The organism is Lutibacter maritimus, assembly GCF_900116115.1.
GTDB classification, from domain to species: domain Bacteria; phylum Bacteroidota; class Bacteroidia; order Flavobacteriales; family Flavobacteriaceae; genus Lutibacter; species Lutibacter maritimus.
In genome coordinates, this window is the sequence record NZ_FOZP01000011.1 from 1 (window position 1) to 19,311 (window position 19,311).

The following is a 19,311-nucleotide window of genomic DNA, read 5'->3' on the forward strand; positions in this document are numbered from 1 at the left end:
TTAGATAAAGTTTTTATTTTAGGAAAAACTTTTATAAATATAAATAACAAATATTATCAAAGTTTAGATAGTAGCAACCCAGAAAATGGATTTTTAAAAGAATATTATATTAAAGAAATTAAACCCGAAGTTCATGTAATTTCCAACAAAGTTTTAAAACCCGGTGAAAAGAAATTAATGCATAAATATTATATGTATTTAAATAATACACTAACAGAAATAAATTTAAAAAAGAAAGATATTTTAAATGTGTTTAATTTAAAAAAAGAAGAAATTATCAATTTTGTAAAAAAGAATAAATTATCTTATCATAATGAAGAAGATGTACTTAAAATCTATACGTTTTATAACAGTTTATTAATTAATTAGATTTTATTTTATAGAAACAAAAATTATATAATAATTATACTATTTTTGCAAAAAAAGAATAAAAAGTAATATGAAATATATACAACGTAAGAAAGCTATTTTACTTTTAGAAGACGGAACTATTTTTGAAGGAAAATCAATTGGAATGGATGGTACAGCATTTGGTGAAATATGCTATAATACGGGAATGACCGGTTATCAAGAAATTTTTACCGATCCATCTTATTTCGGACAATTGATGTTAACTACCAATGCACATATTGGAAATTATGGAATAAATAATGATGAAATTGAATCTGATTCTATAAAAATTTCAGGATTGGTTTGTAAAAACTTTAGCTTTAATTACTCAAGAGTTGATGCGCATGATTCTTTAGAGAATTACTTTAAACAACAAAATTTAATGGCCATTTCTGATATTGATACAAGAGCTGTTGTAAGCTATATTAGAGATAAAGGAGCTATGAATGCCATTATATCAACCGATTTAAATATTGATAGTTTAAAAGAAAAATTACAATCAGTTCCAAATATGGAAGGCTTAGAATTGGCATCAAAAGTATCAACTAAAGAACCTTACTTTTTTGGAGATGAAAATGCTACTTACAAAATTTCAGCATTAGATATTGGTATAAAAAAGAACATTTTAAGAAATTTAGCTAACAGAGATTGTTATATTAAAGTATTTCCTTACAATACTACTTTTGATGAAATGAATGCTTTTAATCCAGATGGTTTCTTTTTATCAAATGGCCCAGGTGACCCAACGCCTTTAAAAAGTGCTCAAGAAGTTGCAAAAGAAATTATTAAAAGAGATTTACCTTTGTTCGGAATTTGCTTAGGACATCAAGTAATTGCATTAGCTAATGGTATTCCTACGTATAAAATGCACAATGGGCACAGAGGAATTAATCATCCAGTTAAAAATTTAATCACAGGAAAAGGCGAAGTTACTTCTCAAAATCACGGATTTGTGGTAAATAGAGAGGAATTAGAAAAGCATGATGAATTTGAATTGACACACATCCATTTAAATGACAATACAGTTGCTGGAATGCGTATGAAGAACAAGAATTGTTTCTCGGTTCAATACCATCCTGAAGCAAGTCCAGGACCGCATGATTCTTCATATCTTTTTGATGAGTTTATTGAAAACATTAAAAAATCTAAATAATTAAATATAAAGCTATTAACCTTAAAGTTAATAGCTTTTTTTTAAACTACCACATCCGAAAACGTTATCGTATAAAAGGGAAAATTAAGCATGAAAAATCACCTTAATTTTGTAAATTTGAACAAGAAAAATAATTAATAAAAATATAATAAAATGAGTATAATTTTAAGTGTGCATGCACGTCAAATATTTGATTCAAGAGGAAATCCAACTGTAGAAGTTGATGTAATTACAGAAAATGGAGTGTTAGGTAGAGCAGCAGTTCCTTCAGGAGCTTCTACAGGAGAACATGAAGCAATGGAATTGCGTGATGGTGGAAAAGATTATATGGGTAAAGGAGTTTTAAAAGCGGTAAAAAATGTAAACGAAATTATTGCAGAAGAACTTTTAGGTACTTCGGTATTTGAACAAAACTATATCGATCAAATGATGATTGAGTTAGATGGTACAAAAAATAAATCTAAATTAGGAGCTAATGCAATTTTAGGTGTTTCATTAGCAGTAGCAAAAGCAGCTGCAAATGAATTAGAAATGCCATTATATCGTTACGTTGGTGGTGTAAGTGGTAACACATTACCTGTGCCAATGATGAATATTATTAATGGTGGTTCTCACTCTGATGCTCCTATTGCATTTCAAGAATTTATGATTATGCCAGTAATGGCAAACAACTTCACTGAAGCCTTAAAAATGGGAAGTGAAATTTTTCATAATTTAAAAAAATTAATTCACGATAGAGGTTTAAGTACTGCTGTTGGAGACGAAGGTGGGTTTGCTCCAACTTTTGATGGAACTGAAGATGCAATTGAAACAGTTTTAAAAGCAATTGAAAATGCAGGTTACAAACCAGGAGAACAAGTAAAATTAGCGTTAGACTGTGCATCCGCAGAATTTTATGTTGATGGAAAATATGATTACACTAAATTTGAAGGAGATAAAGGTGTGATTAGAACATCAGCAGAACAAGCAGATTATTTAGCTGAATTATGTGCTAAATACCCAATTATTTCAATTGAAGATGGTATGGATGAAAATGACTGGGAAGGTTGGAAATATTTAACTGAAAAAGTTGGAGATAAAGTTCAATTAGTTGGTGACGATTTATTTGTAACTAACGTAGAGCGTTTATCACGTGGAATTGAAAACGGTATTGCAAACTCAATTTTAATTAAAGTAAACCAAATAGGAACTTTAACTGAAACAATTGCAGCTGTAAATATGGCACATAATGCAGGTTATACATCAGTAATGTCTCACCGTTCAGGAGAAACAGAAGATAATACAATTGCAGATTTAGCAGTAGCATTAAACTGTGGACAAATTAAAACAGGTTCAGCTTCTCGTTCAGATAGAATGGCAAAATATAACCAATTATTAAGAATTGAAGAAGAGTTAGGAAGCGTTGCTTACTACCCACAAGCGAAAGCTTTTAAGGTTCTTTAATTGTAAACAAATAAATATTATAAAAAGCCGAGTTTTTACTCGGCTTTTTTGCATTTGTAACAATATATACATAATTAGCAAAACATTCCTTAAAATACTTTTAGAATAGTAGGAAAATCATTAAATTCGCTTCAATTAAACTAAAAATTCTTAAATTAATTTATATATAATTGAACTATGTCAAATATCGCGATATTAGAAGTAGACGGAAAGAGGTACGAGTTTCCAATGTTAAAAGGATCGGAAAACGAAATTACCATTGATATTAACAATTTAAGATCTGTAACTGGAGGTATAACAACCTTAGATCCCGGATTTAAAAATACAAGTTCTTGTGAAAGTGCTATCACATTTTTAGATGGAGAAAAAGGGATTTTACGTTACAGAGGTTATTCTATTGAAGAGTTAGCTGAAAAATCTGACTTTTTAGAAGTTGCTTATTTGCTAATATTTGGTGAATTACCTACAACTTCTCAAAAACTTCAATTTCATAAAGATATTAAGAAAACAGCGTTAGTAGATGAAGATGTAAAGAAAATTTTAGATGGTTTTCCTAGATCAGCGCATCCGATGGGAGTACTTTCTGCTTTAACAAGTGCTTTAACTGCATTTAATCCAACAAGTGTTAATGTTAGTTCAGAGCAAGATATGTATAGAGCTGTTTGTAAAATTCTTGGAAAATTTCCTGTTTTAGTTGCTTGGGCATATAGAAAAGAAGAAGGTTTACCATTAGCTTATGGTGATAATTCTTTAGGTTATGTTGAGAATTTTATTAAAATGATGTTTGAATTACCTAATGAAGAATATAAAATGAATCCTATTGTAGTTAATGCATTGGATAAATTATTAATTCTTCATGCGGATCACGAACAAAACTGTTCTACCTCAACAGTAAGAGTTGTTGGATCTTCTCATGCCGGTTTGTTTGCGTCAATTTCTGCTGGTATTTCAGCACTTTGGGGACCGCTTCACGGTGGTGCTAATCAAGCTGTTATTGAAATGTTAGAAGCAATTAAAGCTGACGGAGGTGATTATCAAAAATATATAGCAAAGGCAAAAGATAAAGATGATCCATTCCGTTTAATGGGATTTGGACATAGAGTTTATAAAAATTTCGATCCAAGAGCAAATATTATAAAAGTTGCTGCTGAGGAAGTTTTAAATGATTTAGGAGTAGATGACCCAGTTTTAGATATTGCAAGAGGATTAGCTCAAGAAGCGTTAAGTGATGATTATTTTAAATCACGTAATTTATATCCAAACGTAGATTTTTATTCAGGTATTATTTATAGAGCCTTAGGTATTCCTGTACCAATGTTTACTGCAATGTTTGCATTAGGAAGACTACCAGGTTGGATTGCACAATGGAAAGAAATGCGCTTAAGAAAAGAGCCTATTAGCAGACCAAGACAATTATATACAGGAGCTCCATTAAGAGCCTTTGTAGAAGAAAGTAAAAGATAACAAATATTTGTTTTTAAAATATTGATAAAACCTCCTATTAATTTATGAGGTTTTATTATTTTTACGACAAAATATTATTGATATGATAAAACTTAATGTTCAAAATGAAACTACTCGTTTAAGAGCAGTTGTATTAGGAACTGCAAAAAGTAATGGGCCTATTCCTACTATAGAAGAGGCGTATGATCCTAAATCTTTAGAACATATAAAGGCAGGTACTTATCCTTTAGAGAAGGATATGATAGCTGAAATGGAAGCATTTAATAAAGTATTTGAAAAATACAATGTTAAAGTTTATCGTCCAGAGGTTATTCCAAATTATAACCAAATATTTTCTAGAGATATTGCTTTTGTTATAGAAGACAAATTATTTAAATCAAATATTTTACCCGATAGAGAGAAAGAAATTGAAGCAATTCAATATGTGTTGAATGAAATAGATGAAAATAAAATTATAAAAACTACCGATGATATACATTTTGAAGGAGGCGATGTAATGCTTTGGAATGACCATATTTTTGTAGGTACATATAAAGGCCAAGATTACGAAAAGTTTATAACTGCTCGCACCAATATGAAAGGTGTTAATTTTATCAAGCAGTTATTTCCAAATAAAATTGTAAAAGAGTTCGATTTAGTAAAATCGAATACTATTGCAAAAGAAAATGCATTGCATTTAGATTGTTGTTTTCAGCCTGTTGGAACAAATAAAGCCATTATTCATAAAGAAGGTTTTAGAGATATAAATGACTATAATTATTTAGTGAATTTATTTGGTATGGAAAATTTATTTCATATCACAAAAGATGAAATGTATCAAATGTTTTCAAATGTTTTTTCTATTTCACCAGAAGTAGTTGTTTCAGAAAGAAATTTTACACGTTTAAACAATTGGTTACAATCACAAGGTTTTATTGTAGAAGAAATTCCTTATGCTGAAATTAGTAAACAAGAAGGGCTTTTAAGATGCTCTACAATGCCTTTAATTAGAGATTAAATTTATGAAACAAATTACAAATACAGTATTAATGGTTCGCCCAGTTTCATTTAGAATGAATGAGCAAACAGCAGTTAATAATTACTACCAAAAAGTTATTGACTCTTTAACTCCTGAAACGGTTCAGTTTAAAGCAGTACAGGAATTTGATGCTTTTGTTGAAAAATTGAAAAATATTGGTGTAAATGTTATTGTTGTAAATGATACCAAAAATACAGATACTCCAGATGCTATTTTTCCAAATAACTGGATTTCATTTCACGAAAGTGGTGATGTTGCAATTTATCCAATGTTTGCTGAAAATAGAAGATTAGAACGCAGAGAAGATATTTTAGATATTTTAGAAGAACAAGGTTTTGAAATAACCAATGTAGTTGATTATACATCTGCTGAAGATGAACAAATTTATTTAGAAGGAACAGGTAGTTTATTGTTGGATAGAGAGAACTCAAAAGCCTATTGTGCACTTTCACCCAGAGCTGATGAAGATTTATTTATTGAATTTTGTGAAGATTTTGAATTTACTCCAGTTTCATTCATATCTAATCAAACAGTAAATGGGAAACGTTTACCAATTTATCATACCAATGTAATGATGTGTTTGGCAGAAACGTTTTCAGTAATTTGCTTGGATAGTATAGATGCTAAAGAAGATAAAAAGAATGTTATAAAACATTTAAAAGAAGATAAAAAAGAAATTATTACCATTACAGAAGCGCAAGTGAATAATTTTGCAGGAAATATGTTACAAGTGTTGGGTGCTAATAACCAAAAATATATAGTAATGTCAACTTCTGCATATAACTGTTTAACAAAACAGCAAATAAATAGTATTCAAAAACATTGTGAAATTTTGCATAGTTCTTTAGATACTATAGAAGCTTGTGGAGGCGGAAGTGCTCGTTGTATGATGGCGGAAGTTTTTTTACCAAAAAGGGGGTAAAATAAATTGTAAATTGTAAATTTAAAAATGCTTTCAAAAAAAACAAAATATGGTTTAAAAGCACTTAGCTATTTAGCTAAGCAAAAGCCTCTTGATCCCATTTTAATATCTGAAATTTCAGAATCAGAAAATATTTCAAAAAAATTTTTAGAAAGTATTTTATTGGTTTTAAAAAAAAATGGAATTCTATCCTCAAAAAAAGGAAAAGGAGGAGGCTATTACTTACTTAAAAAGCCAAATGAAATTAAAATTTCAACAATAATTAGAATTTTAGAAGGCCCAATAGCTATGTTGCCTTGTGTTAGTTTAAATTACTACGAAAAATGTGATGATTGCAAAAGTGAAGAACGTTGTAGTTTAAATAGATTAATGGTAGAAGTTAGAGATAATACCTTAAAAATTTTAGAAAATAAAACGCTGGAAGACTTTCATTGTGGATCATAACACATTTTTGAAGTTTTTATTAAACATACAAGTTACATTCTTCACAATCTTTTATTTCACCATAATAAGTTTCTCTGTATTTATGTAAAGTGTTTATAGGTAAACCTAATAAATAGGTTTTAATATAAGTTACATTGGTTACTAATCTCCCCATTTTAGGTGAAAATCTGTTTTCTTTTTTTCTTGTTCTTTTTACGTATAGTAGTTTCATAATTTTTTAAATAATAATAGTTTTAAATACCAAATAATTGATATTAAATGATTGAAATAATAGTACGTTTAATACTTGTACTATTTTATTAAGTTGTTAAATAAGTTGTAATGTAAACTAAGGTTATTAGTTTAATGGATGTTAGAATTTTGCAGGCGGTATAAATTTTTTCGATTGATTTCGAAAAACTAAGAAATTAAATGTGAAAATTCGTTGATTTTTATTTGAAATAAAATTTATCATAAGCAACAAAGTTACATAAATTTTAAGTTTTATAAAATTTACATCAGTATTATTTTATTTTAAATAGGGTAAGCGGAACCTTAAAAGTGTTTAATTTAAGAACAAAAGTATAATAAAAAAAGGGCCTTTTTAAAAGCCCTTTTTTGTTTTATGCAGTTGTTAAAACAGGTATTTCAATATTAAATAACCTTTGTTTTAGCTTTTCTAGTTCAACTAACAAATGATCTTTATTGTTTTCAAAAGCTTCTTTGGTTGTTGAGAAAAGTTCATTATAATAGTTAATACCATCATTTAAATTATTTTGAAAATTTGTTAAATACTTTTCTTGTTTTACAGATAGTGAATCTTTTACTTCTTCAACTTTATTTGAAAAATAATCAACATACATTGCTAATTCTTTAATAAACATATGAGGTCTGTTTTGGAAAGAAATAACATTACTTTTTCCATAAATGTGACTTACCATTTCTTTTAAAGATACTTCTTTTGAAAAATATGCCATATTTGGACCAGGACAAATAGCAATACCTTCATCGGCTCCTTTTTTATCCATATCATAATTTAAAAAAGCGGCATTGGATAACCCTTCGCACAAGCAAGTTTTGTCCGTAATTTTTGCTAACTTTTTTGAGTAATCATTTTCATTTAAACCTTCTAATTTTAATTCTTCAATTTTATGTGATTGAAACTTTTTAGATGCTGTACAAATAGCAATGTCTGTATATTCTGTATTTGAAGTTAAAAACTTTTTAGGACAAGAACTTCCCGGATTATTAGCATCAATTCGTTTGTTTTTAATAATCTCGTTAGTACTACCTTTTAAACTATTAAAAGGAACACCTAAAGGTGAAACGTTACTTAAATATAAATCATCTTCTGTTGCGTTAGCTAACGTATTTATAGTTTTACTATCAACAGTTGTAGCTTCAGGAACTAATAAAAATGGTGAACCCCAGCCAACAGAATCAATATTATAATTTTCTAATAAAAATTCGTGTTCTTCATGAGTACCAACGCCTCCCTGAACTGTAATTCCTAAATTTAAAGGTTTGGCAGGAATAGCTTTATTTTTGCTTTTTAAAGCATCAATTAAAATACTAGAAACTTCATCAATTAAGTTTTCTTTATTATTTTTGAATTCTTCTAAAATAGGTCCCATTAAATAGCCGTCTGAAGCAAATGCATGACCGCCACAATTTAAACCAGATTCTATTCTGTATTCAGAAACCCATAAACCTTTTTTAGCTAAAAATTTTCCCTGAATAATGGCAGATCTGTAATCGCTTACTTTTAAAATTATTTTCTTTTTTAAATAACCATCTTCGGTAGGGAAGAAGTCGTTAAAATTTTCAAAATAAGCATATAATCTTGGGTTCATTCCTGCAGAAAGAACAACAGATGAAGTTAAATTACTATTTGCAAAACCTCTTAAAGCTGCGTGCGCATCATTATATTCACTAGGTAGGGCTTCTTTTTTATTGTAATTCACTTTATCTAGTTTGGTCATAATGTTTACATCAATATTTCCTGGAACTAAATTTTGTTGAATCCAATTTTGAACATCTTCCTTTAAAGTGTTATTATGAATTGCTTCGATAAAGTTTTGTTTTAATTCAGAAAAATCTGGAAGCATATCCATATATTTTTCAAACTCACTAGTTTTATCTTCAAAACTTTTTTTAAGGTTTTCAAATTTTTGTTTTACTATAGTGTCTACGGTATTTAAGTATGAAGTTATTCTTTTTGCTCTATAATCTTCAACTTTTGTTGAAATTGCTTGATATGGTAATTCAAATTTTTTCGAATAATATTCGTTCATTTTTTCGATTAAAATATCATCTACAATTGAAATAACTGATGATATACCATATTTTGCAATTTTAATTGGACTATCTATAGTAAATGCTAACCCCATTACTGGTACATGAAATGTATGGGGATTTTTTTTATGTTGCATACTATAATTTTTAAAAATTAAATTTAGCTACAAATCTAACTAACTTAAAGCTAAAAACGCTGATAGTTATCAATTATTAACAAATAATTTGGCATTGTAAAAAAAATCCAGCTCACATAAAATGAACTGGATTAACAATTTAAATATATAAATTGGAATTAGCTTCCTGATACACTACCTCCAGAAGAGGTATCTTTATTTACTTCGGTAGGATTTCCTTCATAGTCAATATCTCCACCGCTACTTGCTTTTGCTATTAGTTTTCCTGATACATTTAAATCTATATTTGCACCACTACTAACTTTTGCAGTTGCGTTAATAGTTTCAAGTTTGTCAGCATCTATTGAACTTCCGCTACTTGCCATTGCTGAAAATTCTTTTGATTTTCCGTAGATATTGATAGTAGCTCCGCTAGATGATGAACTTGAAATTTCATCGGCATTTACATACATTTTTATTGCACTTCCACTACTTGAATCTAACTCAAGTATGGTAGTTTCAATAGTGTTTTCAGTTTTAACTGATGCGCCACTAGAGGTTTCTATTTTTGAAATATCACTAGTAGTTAAATATACTTTTCTGCTTGCAGCTTTATAAACATTTTTATCAAAATAAATATTTAGTTTGTTGTTTTTTACTTCAGTTCTTAAAATATCAATTATATTTTCATCGGCTTCAACTTTAAGTTCTGTTGAATTGCCTTGAGTTATATAAACTTGTATACCTTGCTGCACCTTTATTTCACTAAAGTTAGAGCTAATTGTTCTGTCTTCAGAAACAACATCGCCATTTCCTTTAATTCCGGTTAAGCCATCCATAAAACAAGATGTTGTTGTTACTAGTAGCAGTAAAAAGGTGGTTAATTTTATAAGTGTTTTCATAATATAGTTTGTTTTTGTTGCTTCAAAAATATTTTGAAACTTTCAGCTTTTACAATTTAATTTACTGAGTTGTTAAATTTTGTTGATGAAATGTAACTACTCAATTGTCATTCCGGTTTCATCAATATTAACTTCAGCATTTTTATTGTTGTCGTTTACTTTAATTTTTAGGCCGTTTTCATCTAATTTTAAATTAAAACTTCCATTTTTTTCTTTGTAATCATCGCCAAAAATTGCTTCATTACAATTTAAACATTCCAAGCCATTTTCTGTCATTTTGTAGTAATTTTTAGGCATATCTCTATCGTGTATATTTTGAATATTGTCTACATCATTTAAAAAACTTCTTGTTGAATTATCTAAATAAATAATAGTATTTACGGGTAAATAAATTGTGATATCTACAGATTGATCTTTAAATTTATTTTTAAAGTTAGATAAAAAATAACCATTTAAAAGTAAATTTTTATCATTTAAATTAAATTGATATTCAATAGATTCTGCATCTTTATTAGCTGTTAATCTGTTGTTTCCTTCTGATTCTTTTCTAATTTTAACAAATGCATTTTCTTTGTCTGTTGTTTTAATATCTACATAAACTCTGGTTGAATATAATTTTTGCACATCTTTATCATACACACTTTCGTAACCGTAGTTTCTTCTTAATTCTTTTCTGTTAGACAAGTTTTCATCACCTACCATTTTAATTTTAAGAGTGTCAGTTGGCGTTAATACTATATCTTCTGTTTGGTTGTAAACACCATCATAAGCTTTTTGTGTAGCAAAGTTAATTCCTGCAAAACCTAAACCTAATAAAGCAATTATCCAAACACCTAAAAGTGATAATTTGGTTGTTGTGCTAAAAGATTTTACGTTGTTTGAAAGTATTCTTAATCCTAGCATAAAAAGTACAAAAAATGGAATTCCGACTGCTAAAAAGGTAAATACTAACAATAACCAAGTTGGTATTACAGAATCAAAGAAAAATGGAGGATAATGTACATAATCGTTTCCAAAACCTAGCATTTCAATACTTCCCCAAGAGAATGCTCCAAAAATTAAGGCAATTAATGTAATTGCTGCTATAAAAATTAGCAAGGCACCAATTAATTTACCAAAAATATTGAATATAGTAATTAGTATTTTTCCTAATGTATCAATAATTTCTTGTATGCCACTTTTTGCTCTGTTTTCTACATTTCTTTTAAATTCTGGGTTTTTTACTCTTTCAGTTGCGCTGTTTACACCATCTTTCACACGTGATGAAACATCTTGAAATTCTTCTCTAATTTTACGTTCGATATTGCTAATATTTACGGGTTCACCTTTCATTTGTAATTTTTCAGCTGTAGTTTCAGCTACCGGAATTAAGATCCAAAGAATAATGTATATTAAAATTCCTGTTCCAAAAAAGAATACTAAAATAAGCCATAAAATTCTCACCCAAAGAGCATCAATCCCAAAGTAATGAGCTAAACCTGCGCAAACACCACCTAAAAATTTATCTTCATTATCTCTAAATAATTTTTTTGATGATGATGTTGGTCTGTAACTTTGTTGATCTTCAAAAAGTTCTTCATCTACCAAATAATCTTCAGGTTTTCCCATTATTTTGGTAATTTCATCAATATCGCTCTCGTTTATTACTTGGCGTTCATTAACAATTCTTTCAGATAATAATTCACCAATTCTAAGTTCAATATCATTTAATATTTCGTCTCTTCCTTGAGGGTCATCACTTAAAGATTTTCTAATGGCATCTAAATAACGTTTCAGTTTTTGATAAGCTAATTCATCAATATGAAAGAAGATACCTCCTAAATTTATATTTATTGTTTTATTCATTTTTCAGTTGATTTATTGTTGGTTACTAAGTTTACAGCTTCAACAAGCTCGCTCCAAGTAGTGTTTAATTCGTTTAAAAATATTTTTCCGGTTTCTGTTAAATCGTAATATTTTCTTGGTGGTCCAGATGTGGATTCTTCCCATCTATATTCTAATAAACCTGCATTTTTTAGTCTGGTTAATAAAGGATATACAGTTCCTTCAACAACTAACAATTTTGCATCTTTAAGTTGCGATAAAATTTCAGAAGTGTATGCGTCGCCATGTTGTAAAATGGAAAGTATGCAATATTCTAAAACTCCTTTTCGCATTTGCGCTTTCGTGTTTTCTATCTTCATAAGTTGATATTTTATTTTTCAAATGCTATTTAACAAATTCTATGGTATATGGATAATTATAATATTCTCCATTGGTTGCTTTTATGCTTGCAGAAATTATTAATACTATTTTTAATATAATAGCAGGTATAATTCCAAGTAACACCGCAATTAATCCTAACCCTAAAGTTAATATGGTAATAGGAATAATTAAAATTGCAAGTAAAAAACAATAAAGCATAATACTTAATTGAAAATTTACAGCAGCTTTACCATGAGAGTCAATATAAGTGCTTTCATTTTTTTTAGCTATCCATAAAACTAATGGCGCTATTATATTTCCTAATGGAAAAACCCAACCAGCAAATCCACTTAAATGTGTTAGTGTGCTATAATTTTTGTCGTTTTGAGTGATCATAATTTTATGGTTTTACTATTCTACTATGCAAATATATGTATAAAAGATAGTAATATGCAAAACATAGTACTGTATTTTAACATTTTATTAACAAAAAATCTAATATTGTGAGTTTTAATTTTAAATAATTGTGTGTAAATAAACTGTTATGATAATGTTATTATTTGTATATTTGGTGTGAAAATATGAACAAATGGTTTAAAAATGTGTATGTAAGGTTATTTTGTTTGTTTTTAATCGTTTAAGCCCCAATAAATATGATACAAAGATTAGATGAAGATGTTTTGGTTGATAAATTAACAAAGTTTGAGTTATTAGAGGTTGTTAAAAACCAAAAAGAACAAATGAACGAGTTAAAGCAAGAGTATACCAAATATAAAAATTGGTTTGAAAACTCAATTGATGGTTTTTATAGAAGTTCAGTAGATGGTTATTTTATTGATGTGAATCTAGCATTGGTAAAAATGCTAGGTTATCAATCAAAAGAAGAACTTTTGCAGGTAGATATTATTTCTCAAATTTATTTTAATACAGAAGAAAGACAGGAAATAATTAAACAAGACGAAAGTGATAGCAGAAAAATTCATAAAGTTAGAAAAAAAGATGGAACAGCTATTTGGGTAGAAGATTATGTTAGAAAAGAGATAGATGATGATGGAAATGTTTTATTTTTTGAAGGAATAATAAGAAATGTTTCAGAAATTGTAGAAGCAAAGAAAATTCAAAAAGTACTTTTAAAAATTTCTCAGCAAGGTTATAAATCAGAAGATCTAAAAGATTTAAATGAATTTATAAGAATTGAATTAGGTAAATTAATTGATACTACTAATTTTTATATTGCCTTTTATAATGAACAAGAACAAACCCTAAATATACCATTTATGACTGGTGAAGATTTTGAGGGTGATTTTCCAGCAGAAAAATCAATGACGGGTTTTTTAATTAAAAAAAATGAGCCTGTTCTTATAAAATCAAAAGAATTCAAAAAATTAATAGAATCCGGTGAAATCGAATTGTTAGGTACGTTTCCAAAAGTTTGGTTAGGTGTTCCATTAAGGGTTAAAAATAAAGTAATTGGAGCCATTGTTGTTCAAAGTTATGATGATGAGAATGCTTATAGCCTGGAAGATATAGAACTGTTAAATTTCATTTCTTCACAAATAAGTATTATCGTACAACGCAAAAAAGTGATCCAAGAAAATACAATTTCAAAAGAGATTTTAAGAAAAGTATTGGATAATATCCCTATAAAAGTTTTTTGGAAAGATTTAGATTCTAAGTTTTTAGGTGTCAATGCCGCTTCAATAAATGAAAAGCACTTTAAGGATGAAAATGAGGTAATTGGAAAATCAGATTTTGACTTTTACGATAAAAAATGGGCGCAAAAATATCGTAATGATGAATTGGAAATTATGCAAAGTGGTGTACCTAAATTAAATTATATTGAAACTCAGGTTGTAGATGGGAAAGAGCTTTTATATAAGTCAAGTAAATTGCCTTTTTATGATGCAAAAAACAATGTGATGGGAATAGTAGGTACTTCAGAAGATATTACCGAAAAAGTTGAATATGAACATAAATTAAAAAAAGCTACTGAAGAAGCTATAAGTGCAAATCTATCAAAATCAACATTTTTGGCAAATATGAGCCATGAAATTCGCACGCCGATGAACGCAATTTTGGGGTATTCTCAACTTTTACAAGAAGATGATAATTTAACCAATGAACAACAAGAAAATTTAAAAACAATAAATAAAAGTGGAGCACATTTACTAGCACTAATTAATGATATTTTAGATATGTCTAAAATTGAAGCAGGAAGAATTAATGTTAACTTAACAGACTTTGATTTTATTGAAGTACTTAAAGAAATTGAGCAACTTTTAAAAAATAAAGCTACAAGTAAAAATTTAGAATTAGATTTTAAAGTTGGTTTAGATGTTCCAAAAATAATGCTAGCCGATGAATCTAAAATAAAACAAGTCATAATTAACTTAATTGGAAATGCTATAAAATTTACAAACAAGGGCTTTGTACGTATAATAGTTGAAAATTTAGATAACCAAACTTTAAAAGTACAAGTAAAAGACAGCGGTTGCGGAATTGCTGTTGACGATCAACAAGTTATATTTAAACCTTTTGAACAAGCAAAAAAAGGAGGAGAGGTTATTGGCGGAACTGGATTAGGCTTGGCTATTAGTAAAAAGTTTTCAAAATTAATGGGAGGTGATATTACCCTTGAGAGTGAGCAAGGCAAAGGATCTACATTTACATTTACCTTTAAATACCAACTAGGTAAAAAGATTGAAGCTACAGAAGAAATTATTGCAAAAAAAGCAATCTCATTAGAGCCAGAAATGCAAGGTTTAAAACTTGCAATTGTTGATGACAGGTTTGAAAATAGAGATATTTTATATAAAAAATTAAAACCTCTAGGTTTCAAAATTAAAATGGCTGAAAATGGCGTTGAAGCCGTTGAATTATATGAAAATTGGAAACCTGATGTTATTTTAATGGACATTGTTATGCCAATTATGGATGGCGTTGAAGCAACAAGAGAAATTTTAAAAATTGCAAATGGAAAACATAATGTAAAAATATTTGTTGTAAGTGCAAGCGCTTTAGACTCTGAACAAAAAGAAGTTATGAAAATTGGAGCGACTGTTTTTATTAAAAAACCAGTAATTTTTGATAATTTAATATTTGAACTTGAAGAAAAGGGAAATCTTAAATTCTTATACAAAAATAACAATGTTAATACAAGTTTTAAAGAAGAAGCAAATCCATCAGACATACCTACATCGTTCAAAGAAAAATTTATTGAAGCAGCCGAAGAAGGAGATTTTTCTTTATTGCAAGAGTTATTACTGAAATTAGAAAAGGAATCGAAAAAATCCTTTAAATATATTGATGAGTGTATTAATGAAATGGAATTCGAAAACTTAATAAAATGGTTAAAATCTTAAAATTATGGATACTAAAAATTATACTATACTTATAGTTGATGATAATCCTAATAATTTAAAAGTTTTAGGAGGTATTTTAAAAGCTGTTGGTTATAACTTTAGAATGGCTAAATCTGGTAAACAAGCACTTAGTATTTTAGAAAAAACCAAACCAGAATTAGTGTTGTTAGATATACAAATGCCTGAAATGGATGGTTTTGAAACATGTAAAAAAATTAAAGAAATTCCAGAAAATACAAATATTCCAATTATTTTTTTAACTGCAAATACAGATGCTGAAAGTGTTAATAAAGCATTTAAATCTGGTGGAGTTGATTATGTAACAAAGCCTTTTAATACAGATGAATTACTTATTAGAATAGAAACTCATATTAAATTAAAAATTCAGGCAGAAGAATTATTAAGACAAAATGCAGCAAAAGATAAATTCTTTTCAATTATTTCACACGATTTAAAAAATCCGTTAGCAAATATACTTGGCTTTTCAGAATTAATTAAAGAAAACTTTGATGAAATTGATCCAAAAAAACTTTTAAATTTTATTGGATATATTAATAATTCGGCAGTTTATGCTTTAGAAATTTTAGATGATTTGTTGGATTGGTCAAGAATTCAAAGAGGAAGTTTAATCTCAAGCAAACAAAATTTTAATTTAAGTAAATTACTTAAAAATAATATTGAAGGTCACAAACCACAAGCACAAGCAAAAAGCATATTTTTTGATTATAGTTTTGATAAAGATGTGTTTATACATGCCGATGAAAGAATGGTTTCAGCAATTGTTAGAAATTTAATTTCTAATGCTATTAAATTTACTCCTAAAGGAGGTTTAATATCGGTTTCTACCAAAGAAGTTATAATCAATAATAAAAAATTAATTGAAACTGAAATTAAAGATACTGGAGTTGGTATTGAAGAAAAAGATATTAATAAACTTTTTAAAATAGAACAAAATTATAATTCTAAAGGAACAAATAACGAAACTGGTACAGGTTTAGGTTTAATTTTATGTAAGGAGTTTATTAATCAAAACAACGGTACAATTAGAGTGAAAAGTAAACCAAAAGTAGGTACAAGTTTTATTTTTGATTTAGAGCCAGCATTTTAAATTAAATTCCTTAAACTATATATAAATTGTCTTCTTTTTTATAAATTAACCTCAAAATAAATAACATGGAGGTTACTGTAAAAAAAATGAATAAATTTTTAATGTTTAAATTACCATCAGCATTTATTTGTGGGGTAAAATTAAACCAACTTACAAACGAAAAAGCAGTGGTTTTGGTTAAGCATCGTTGGATTAATCAAAATCCATTTAATTCCATGTATTTTGCAGTGCAATCAATGGCTGCAGAATTAACTACTGGATCAATTGTTATCAAAAAAATTAAAGAAAGCAACAAGAATGTTTCTATGTTGGTTACAAATCACCAAGGTGCTTTTACAAAAAAAGCAGTTGGTGTTATTAAATTTATTTGTAATGATGGTGTATTAATAGATGAAGCTTTAAAAAGAACGATAGAAACTGGTGAAGGACAAAAAATTACAATGGAATCTATTGGGGTTGATGAAAGTGGAGATCAAGTTTCTGTTTACAAATTTGAATGGAGTATTAAATTAAAATAAAAATAAAAATATGAATGCACATGAAATAGATTATCAAATACACGGTGAAGAAATGCAATTTGTTGAAATTGAATTAGATCCACAAGAAGGTGTTGTAGCAGAGTCTGGAAGTTTTATGATGATGAGTGATGGAATTAAAATGGATACAATATTTGGAGATGGATCAAACCAAAATGAAGGAGTTTTAGGAAAACTTTTTTCGGCCGGAAAAAGATTGTTAACAGGCGAAAGTTTATTTATGACCATTTTTTCTAATATTGGAATTGGTAAAAAGAAAATATCATTTGCAGCACCATATCCAGGTAAAATTATTCCAATTGATTTAAGTGAATTAGATGGAAAATTTATCTGTCAAAAAGATGCTTTTTTATGTGCAGCAAAAGGGGTTTCAGTTGGTATTGAATTTTCTAAAAGATTAGGAAGAGGTTTGTTTGGAGGTGAAGGGTTTATAATGGAAAAGTTAGAAGGTGATGGAATGGTATTTGTACATGCTGGTGGAAATATGAGTAAAAAAGTTTTACAAGCGGGAGAAATACTAAAGGTTGATACAGGTTGTGTTGTTGGGTTTACTAAAAAGGTTGATTATGATATAGAGTTTGTAGGTGGTATTAGAAATACTGTTTTTGGTGGTGAAGGTTTGTTTTTTGCAACTTTAAAAGGACCAGGAATAGTGTATGTTCAATCTTTACCATTTAGTAGGTTGGCAGGAAGAGTATTAGCTTTAGCGCCTCAAACTGGTAACAAAACTAGAGGTGAAGGAAGTGTTTTAGGTGGTTTGGGTAGAATTTTAGATGGAGATAATAGAATTTAATACTTTGAAAAAATAATAAGTATAAAAAAGCCGAAGTTTAACTTCGGCTTTTTTATTAATGTTCTAAAGATGCTAATTCTTTATAATTTTTACTTAATCTTCTTAAAAATATTCCATATATAATTCTGTAATACAAACAAAGTAAACCAAGCATAACAATTAATGTTACTACTTGTACAATGAGCATAATATTTAAAAATTTATCGCCATCAATGTTTAAATTCCCTGGATTTAAAGCTTCAATTAATGTTTCAGGATTAGAAAACATTACAATATTTAAAATAATTGATAAAAGTACATAAACTATAATATTGTAATACACATAGTAGTTCACAGTTTTTCGGGTTTTTATTATTTTTTTCATTAATAAATTTGTGTTTTCACTAACACAAATAGCTTTGTAATTCTTGTAAAAAAAGTAAATAAAAACAATGACTATGATATAGTGTATAAATTGAGTAGCTAATAAAAAAGTTTTTAAGTTAAATTTCTCGTATATTTCTAAATAGCTGTCAGGTATTAATAAGTTTAATCCAGTCCAAAATAATAATTCAGCGATACTAATAATCAAAATCCATTTTACTATAGATGATGATTTTTTATGAATCATTTTATAAATATCATCATATGATATTTTTGGAAGGGTAGCTTCCTGCTTCTTCCAATCTCTTTTTAATATATCTAATTCATCCATAGGTTACGGATTTAATATTGTTTTTAAGCGAGTTTTTATTCTATTCATTTTCACGCGAGCATTCACTTCAGAAATACCGATTGTTTCAGATATTTCGCTATAATTTTTATCTTCTAAGTATAAGAATATTAAAGCTTTATCAATATCTGATAGCTGATGTATTGCTTTATACATTAGTTTTAATTGTTCATCCTCTGTATTGTCATAATCTGTAGCTTCTATTTTGTGTAAAACTGTATCAAAATCTTGTGTTGGAACACTTCTTTTAGATTTTCGGTACAATGTTATGGCGGTATTTAAACCAATTCTGTACATCCAAGTACTTAATTTAGAATCGCCTCTAAATTTCGGATATGCATTCCATAGTTGTATTGTTATCTCCTGAAATAAATCGTTGTGCGACTCTTGATCAGAAGTATAAATTCTACATACTTTATGAACAATATTCTGATTTTCTTGAAATTCAGAAATAAATTTATGTTCTAGTTCTTTATTCAAATCTGGGTTA

At 28.1% G+C, this 19,311-nt stretch carries 19 protein-coding genes; 11 read left to right on the forward strand and 8 right to left on the reverse strand.

The features are described from left to right. The 7 genes from BM335_RS15780 to BM335_RS14945 all read left to right on the forward strand — a co-directional run. On the forward strand, nt 1–369 hold a 369-nt coding region (locus BM335_RS15780), incomplete at its 5' end, for a hypothetical protein (protein ID WP_218157825.1). Nucleotides 370–439: 70 nt separating this feature from the next. Beyond that, a complete protein-coding gene (gene carA / locus BM335_RS14920) occupies nt 440–1,543 on the forward strand; it encodes a glutamine-hydrolyzing carbamoyl-phosphate synthase small subunit (protein WP_090230401.1) in 1,104 nt (367 codons plus the stop codon). A gap of 153 nt (nt 1,544–1,696) precedes the next feature. Then, on the forward strand, nt 1,697–2,986 hold the full coding sequence (gene eno, locus BM335_RS14925; RefSeq protein WP_090230405.1) for a phosphopyruvate hydratase: 1,290 nt from the start codon (nt 1,697–1,699) through the stop codon (nt 2,984–2,986). A gap of 177 nt (nt 2,987–3,163) precedes the next feature. Next, nucleotides 3,164–4,450, forward strand: coding sequence for a citrate synthase (locus BM335_RS14930; protein ID WP_090230410.1), 1,287 nt, complete (start codon nt 3,164–3,166; stop codon nt 4,448–4,450). A gap of 82 nt (nt 4,451–4,532) precedes the next feature. Next, entirely contained in the window at nt 4,533–5,447 is a 915-nt protein-coding gene (locus BM335_RS14935; protein WP_090230413.1) for a dimethylarginine dimethylaminohydrolase family protein, read from the forward strand. Nucleotides 5,448–5,451: 4 nt separating this feature from the next. After that, the gene (gene ctlX / locus BM335_RS14940; protein WP_090230417.1) at nt 5,452–6,390 is read left to right on the forward strand and encodes a citrulline utilization hydrolase CtlX; all 939 of its coding nucleotides are present in this window, start codon (nt 5,452–5,454) and stop codon (nt 6,388–6,390) included. Between the two features lie 27 nt (nt 6,391–6,417). Further along, nucleotides 6,418–6,834: an RrF2 family transcriptional regulator gene (locus BM335_RS14945; RefSeq protein ID WP_090230419.1), complete on the forward strand. Its 417-nt coding sequence runs from the start codon at nt 6,418–6,420 to the stop codon at nt 6,832–6,834. A 19-nt stretch (nt 6,835–6,853) separates the two neighbouring features. Here the strand turns inward: BM335_RS14945 and BM335_RS14950 are convergent, their stop codons facing one another. From BM335_RS14950 to BM335_RS14975, 6 genes are all read right to left on the reverse strand, one after another. Continuing rightward, nucleotides 6,854–7,045, reverse strand: a complete 192-nt coding sequence (locus tag BM335_RS14950) for a hypothetical protein (protein ID WP_090230423.1) — start codon at nt 7,043–7,045, stop codon at nt 6,854–6,856. Nucleotides 7,046–7,436: 391 nt separating this feature from the next. Continuing rightward, entirely contained in the window at nt 7,437–9,245 is a 1,809-nt protein-coding gene (locus BM335_RS14955; protein ID WP_090230428.1) for a hypothetical protein, read from the reverse strand. A gap of 158 nt (nt 9,246–9,403) precedes the next feature. Next, nucleotides 9,404–10,126 carry a head GIN domain-containing protein gene (locus tag BM335_RS14960; protein WP_090230433.1) on the reverse strand — a complete coding sequence of 241 codons (723 nt, stop codon included), beginning with the start codon at nt 10,124–10,126 and terminating at the stop codon, nt 9,404–9,406. Between the two features lie 96 nt (nt 10,127–10,222). Beyond that, on the reverse strand, nt 10,223–11,971 hold the full coding sequence (locus tag BM335_RS14965) for a PspC domain-containing protein (protein ID WP_090230438.1): 1,749 nt from the start codon (nt 11,969–11,971) through the stop codon (nt 10,223–10,225). Beyond that, nucleotides 11,968–12,309 (reverse strand): PadR family transcriptional regulator, encoded by a 342-nt coding sequence (locus BM335_RS14970; protein ID WP_090230443.1) that lies wholly within the window; start codon nt 12,307–12,309, stop codon nt 11,968–11,970. The genes BM335_RS14965 and BM335_RS14970 overlap by 4 nt, the downstream gene beginning before the upstream one ends. Nucleotides 12,310–12,334: 25 nt before the next feature. Continuing rightward, entirely contained in the window at nt 12,335–12,706 is a 372-nt protein-coding gene (locus tag BM335_RS14975; protein ID WP_090230448.1) for a DUF4870 domain-containing protein, read from the reverse strand. Nucleotides 12,707–12,963: 257 nt separating this feature from the next. Here BM335_RS14975 and BM335_RS14980 point away from each other — a divergent pair, with 257 nt between their 5' ends. The 4 genes from BM335_RS14980 to BM335_RS14995 all read left to right on the forward strand — a co-directional run bounded on the left by BM335_RS14980 (nt 12,964) and on the right by BM335_RS14995 (nt 18,109). Then, a complete protein-coding gene (locus BM335_RS14980; RefSeq protein WP_090230452.1) occupies nt 12,964–15,672 on the forward strand; it encodes an ATP-binding protein in 2,709 nt (902 codons plus the stop codon). 4 nt (nt 15,673–15,676) lie between these two features. Continuing rightward, a complete protein-coding gene (locus BM335_RS14985; protein WP_090230455.1) occupies nt 15,677–16,780 on the forward strand; it encodes a hybrid sensor histidine kinase/response regulator in 1,104 nt (367 codons plus the stop codon). Nucleotides 16,781–16,845: 65 nt separating this feature from the next. Further along, nucleotides 16,846–17,298 (forward strand): DUF4442 domain-containing protein, encoded by a 453-nt coding sequence (locus BM335_RS14990; protein WP_090230459.1) that lies wholly within the window; start codon nt 16,846–16,848, stop codon nt 17,296–17,298. A gap of 10 nt (nt 17,299–17,308) precedes the next feature. Then, entirely contained in the window at nt 17,309–18,109 is an 801-nt protein-coding gene (locus BM335_RS14995; RefSeq protein ID WP_090230464.1) for a TIGR00266 family protein, read from the forward strand. Nucleotides 18,110–18,164: 55 nt separating this feature from the next. Here the strand turns inward: BM335_RS14995 and BM335_RS15000 are convergent, their stop codons facing one another. Both BM335_RS15000 and BM335_RS15005 read right to left on the reverse strand, forming a co-directional pair. Beyond that, nucleotides 18,165–18,803, reverse strand: coding sequence for a hypothetical protein (locus BM335_RS15000; RefSeq protein ID WP_090230469.1), 639 nt, complete (start codon nt 18,801–18,803; stop codon nt 18,165–18,167). Between the two features lie 3 nt (nt 18,804–18,806). After that, nucleotides 18,807–19,301 carry an RNA polymerase sigma factor gene (locus BM335_RS15005; protein ID WP_090230598.1) on the reverse strand — a complete coding sequence of 165 codons (495 nt, stop codon included), beginning with the start codon at nt 19,299–19,301 and terminating at the stop codon, nt 18,807–18,809. Nucleotides 19,302–19,311 lie beyond the last annotated feature (10 nt).

Bases quoted from the DNA above. Each gene is read 5' to 3' on its own strand.
- eno (WP_090230405.1), top strand. From the start codon at position 1,697: ATGAGTATAATTTTAAGTGTGCATGCACGTCAAATATTTGATTCAAGA.
- BM335_RS14995 (WP_090230464.1), top strand. From the start codon at position 17,309: ATGAATGCACATGAAATAGATTATCAAATACACGGTGAAGAAATGCAA.
- BM335_RS14935 (WP_090230413.1), top strand. From the start codon at position 4,533: ATGATAAAACTTAATGTTCAAAATGAAACTACTCGTTTAAGAGCAGTT.
- BM335_RS14970 (WP_090230443.1), bottom strand. From the start codon at position 12,309: ATGAAGATAGAAAACACGAAAGCGCAAATGCGAAAAGGAGTTTTAGAA.
- BM335_RS14975 (WP_090230448.1), bottom strand. From the start codon at position 12,706: ATGATCACTCAAAACGACAAAAATTATAGCACACTAACACATTTAAGT.
- BM335_RS14965 (WP_090230438.1), bottom strand. From the start codon at position 11,971: ATGAATAAAACAATAAATATAAATTTAGGAGGTATCTTCTTTCATATT.
- BM335_RS15000 (WP_090230469.1), bottom strand. From the start codon at position 18,803: ATGGATGAATTAGATATATTAAAAAGAGATTGGAAGAAGCAGGAAGCT.
- carA (WP_090230401.1), top strand. From the start codon at position 440: ATGAAATATATACAACGTAAGAAAGCTATTTTACTTTTAGAAGACGGA.
- BM335_RS14955 (WP_090230428.1), bottom strand. From the start codon at position 9,245: ATGCAACATAAAAAAAATCCCCATACATTTCATGTACCAGTAATGGGG.
- ctlX (WP_090230417.1), top strand. From the start codon at position 5,452: ATGAAACAAATTACAAATACAGTATTAATGGTTCGCCCAGTTTCATTT.
- BM335_RS14950 (WP_090230423.1), bottom strand. From the start codon at position 7,045: ATGAAACTACTATACGTAAAAAGAACAAGAAAAAAAGAAAACAGATTT.
- BM335_RS14985 (WP_090230455.1), top strand. From the start codon at position 15,677: ATGGATACTAAAAATTATACTATACTTATAGTTGATGATAATCCTAAT.
- BM335_RS14990 (WP_090230459.1), top strand. From the start codon at position 16,846: ATGGAGGTTACTGTAAAAAAAATGAATAAATTTTTAATGTTTAAATTA.
- BM335_RS14980 (WP_090230452.1), top strand. From the start codon at position 12,964: ATGATACAAAGATTAGATGAAGATGTTTTGGTTGATAAATTAACAAAG.
- BM335_RS14960 (WP_090230433.1), bottom strand. From the start codon at position 10,126: ATGAAAACACTTATAAAATTAACCACCTTTTTACTGCTACTAGTAACA.
- BM335_RS14930 (WP_090230410.1), top strand. From the start codon at position 3,164: ATGTCAAATATCGCGATATTAGAAGTAGACGGAAAGAGGTACGAGTTT.
- BM335_RS14945 (WP_090230419.1), top strand. From the start codon at position 6,418: ATGCTTTCAAAAAAAACAAAATATGGTTTAAAAGCACTTAGCTATTTA.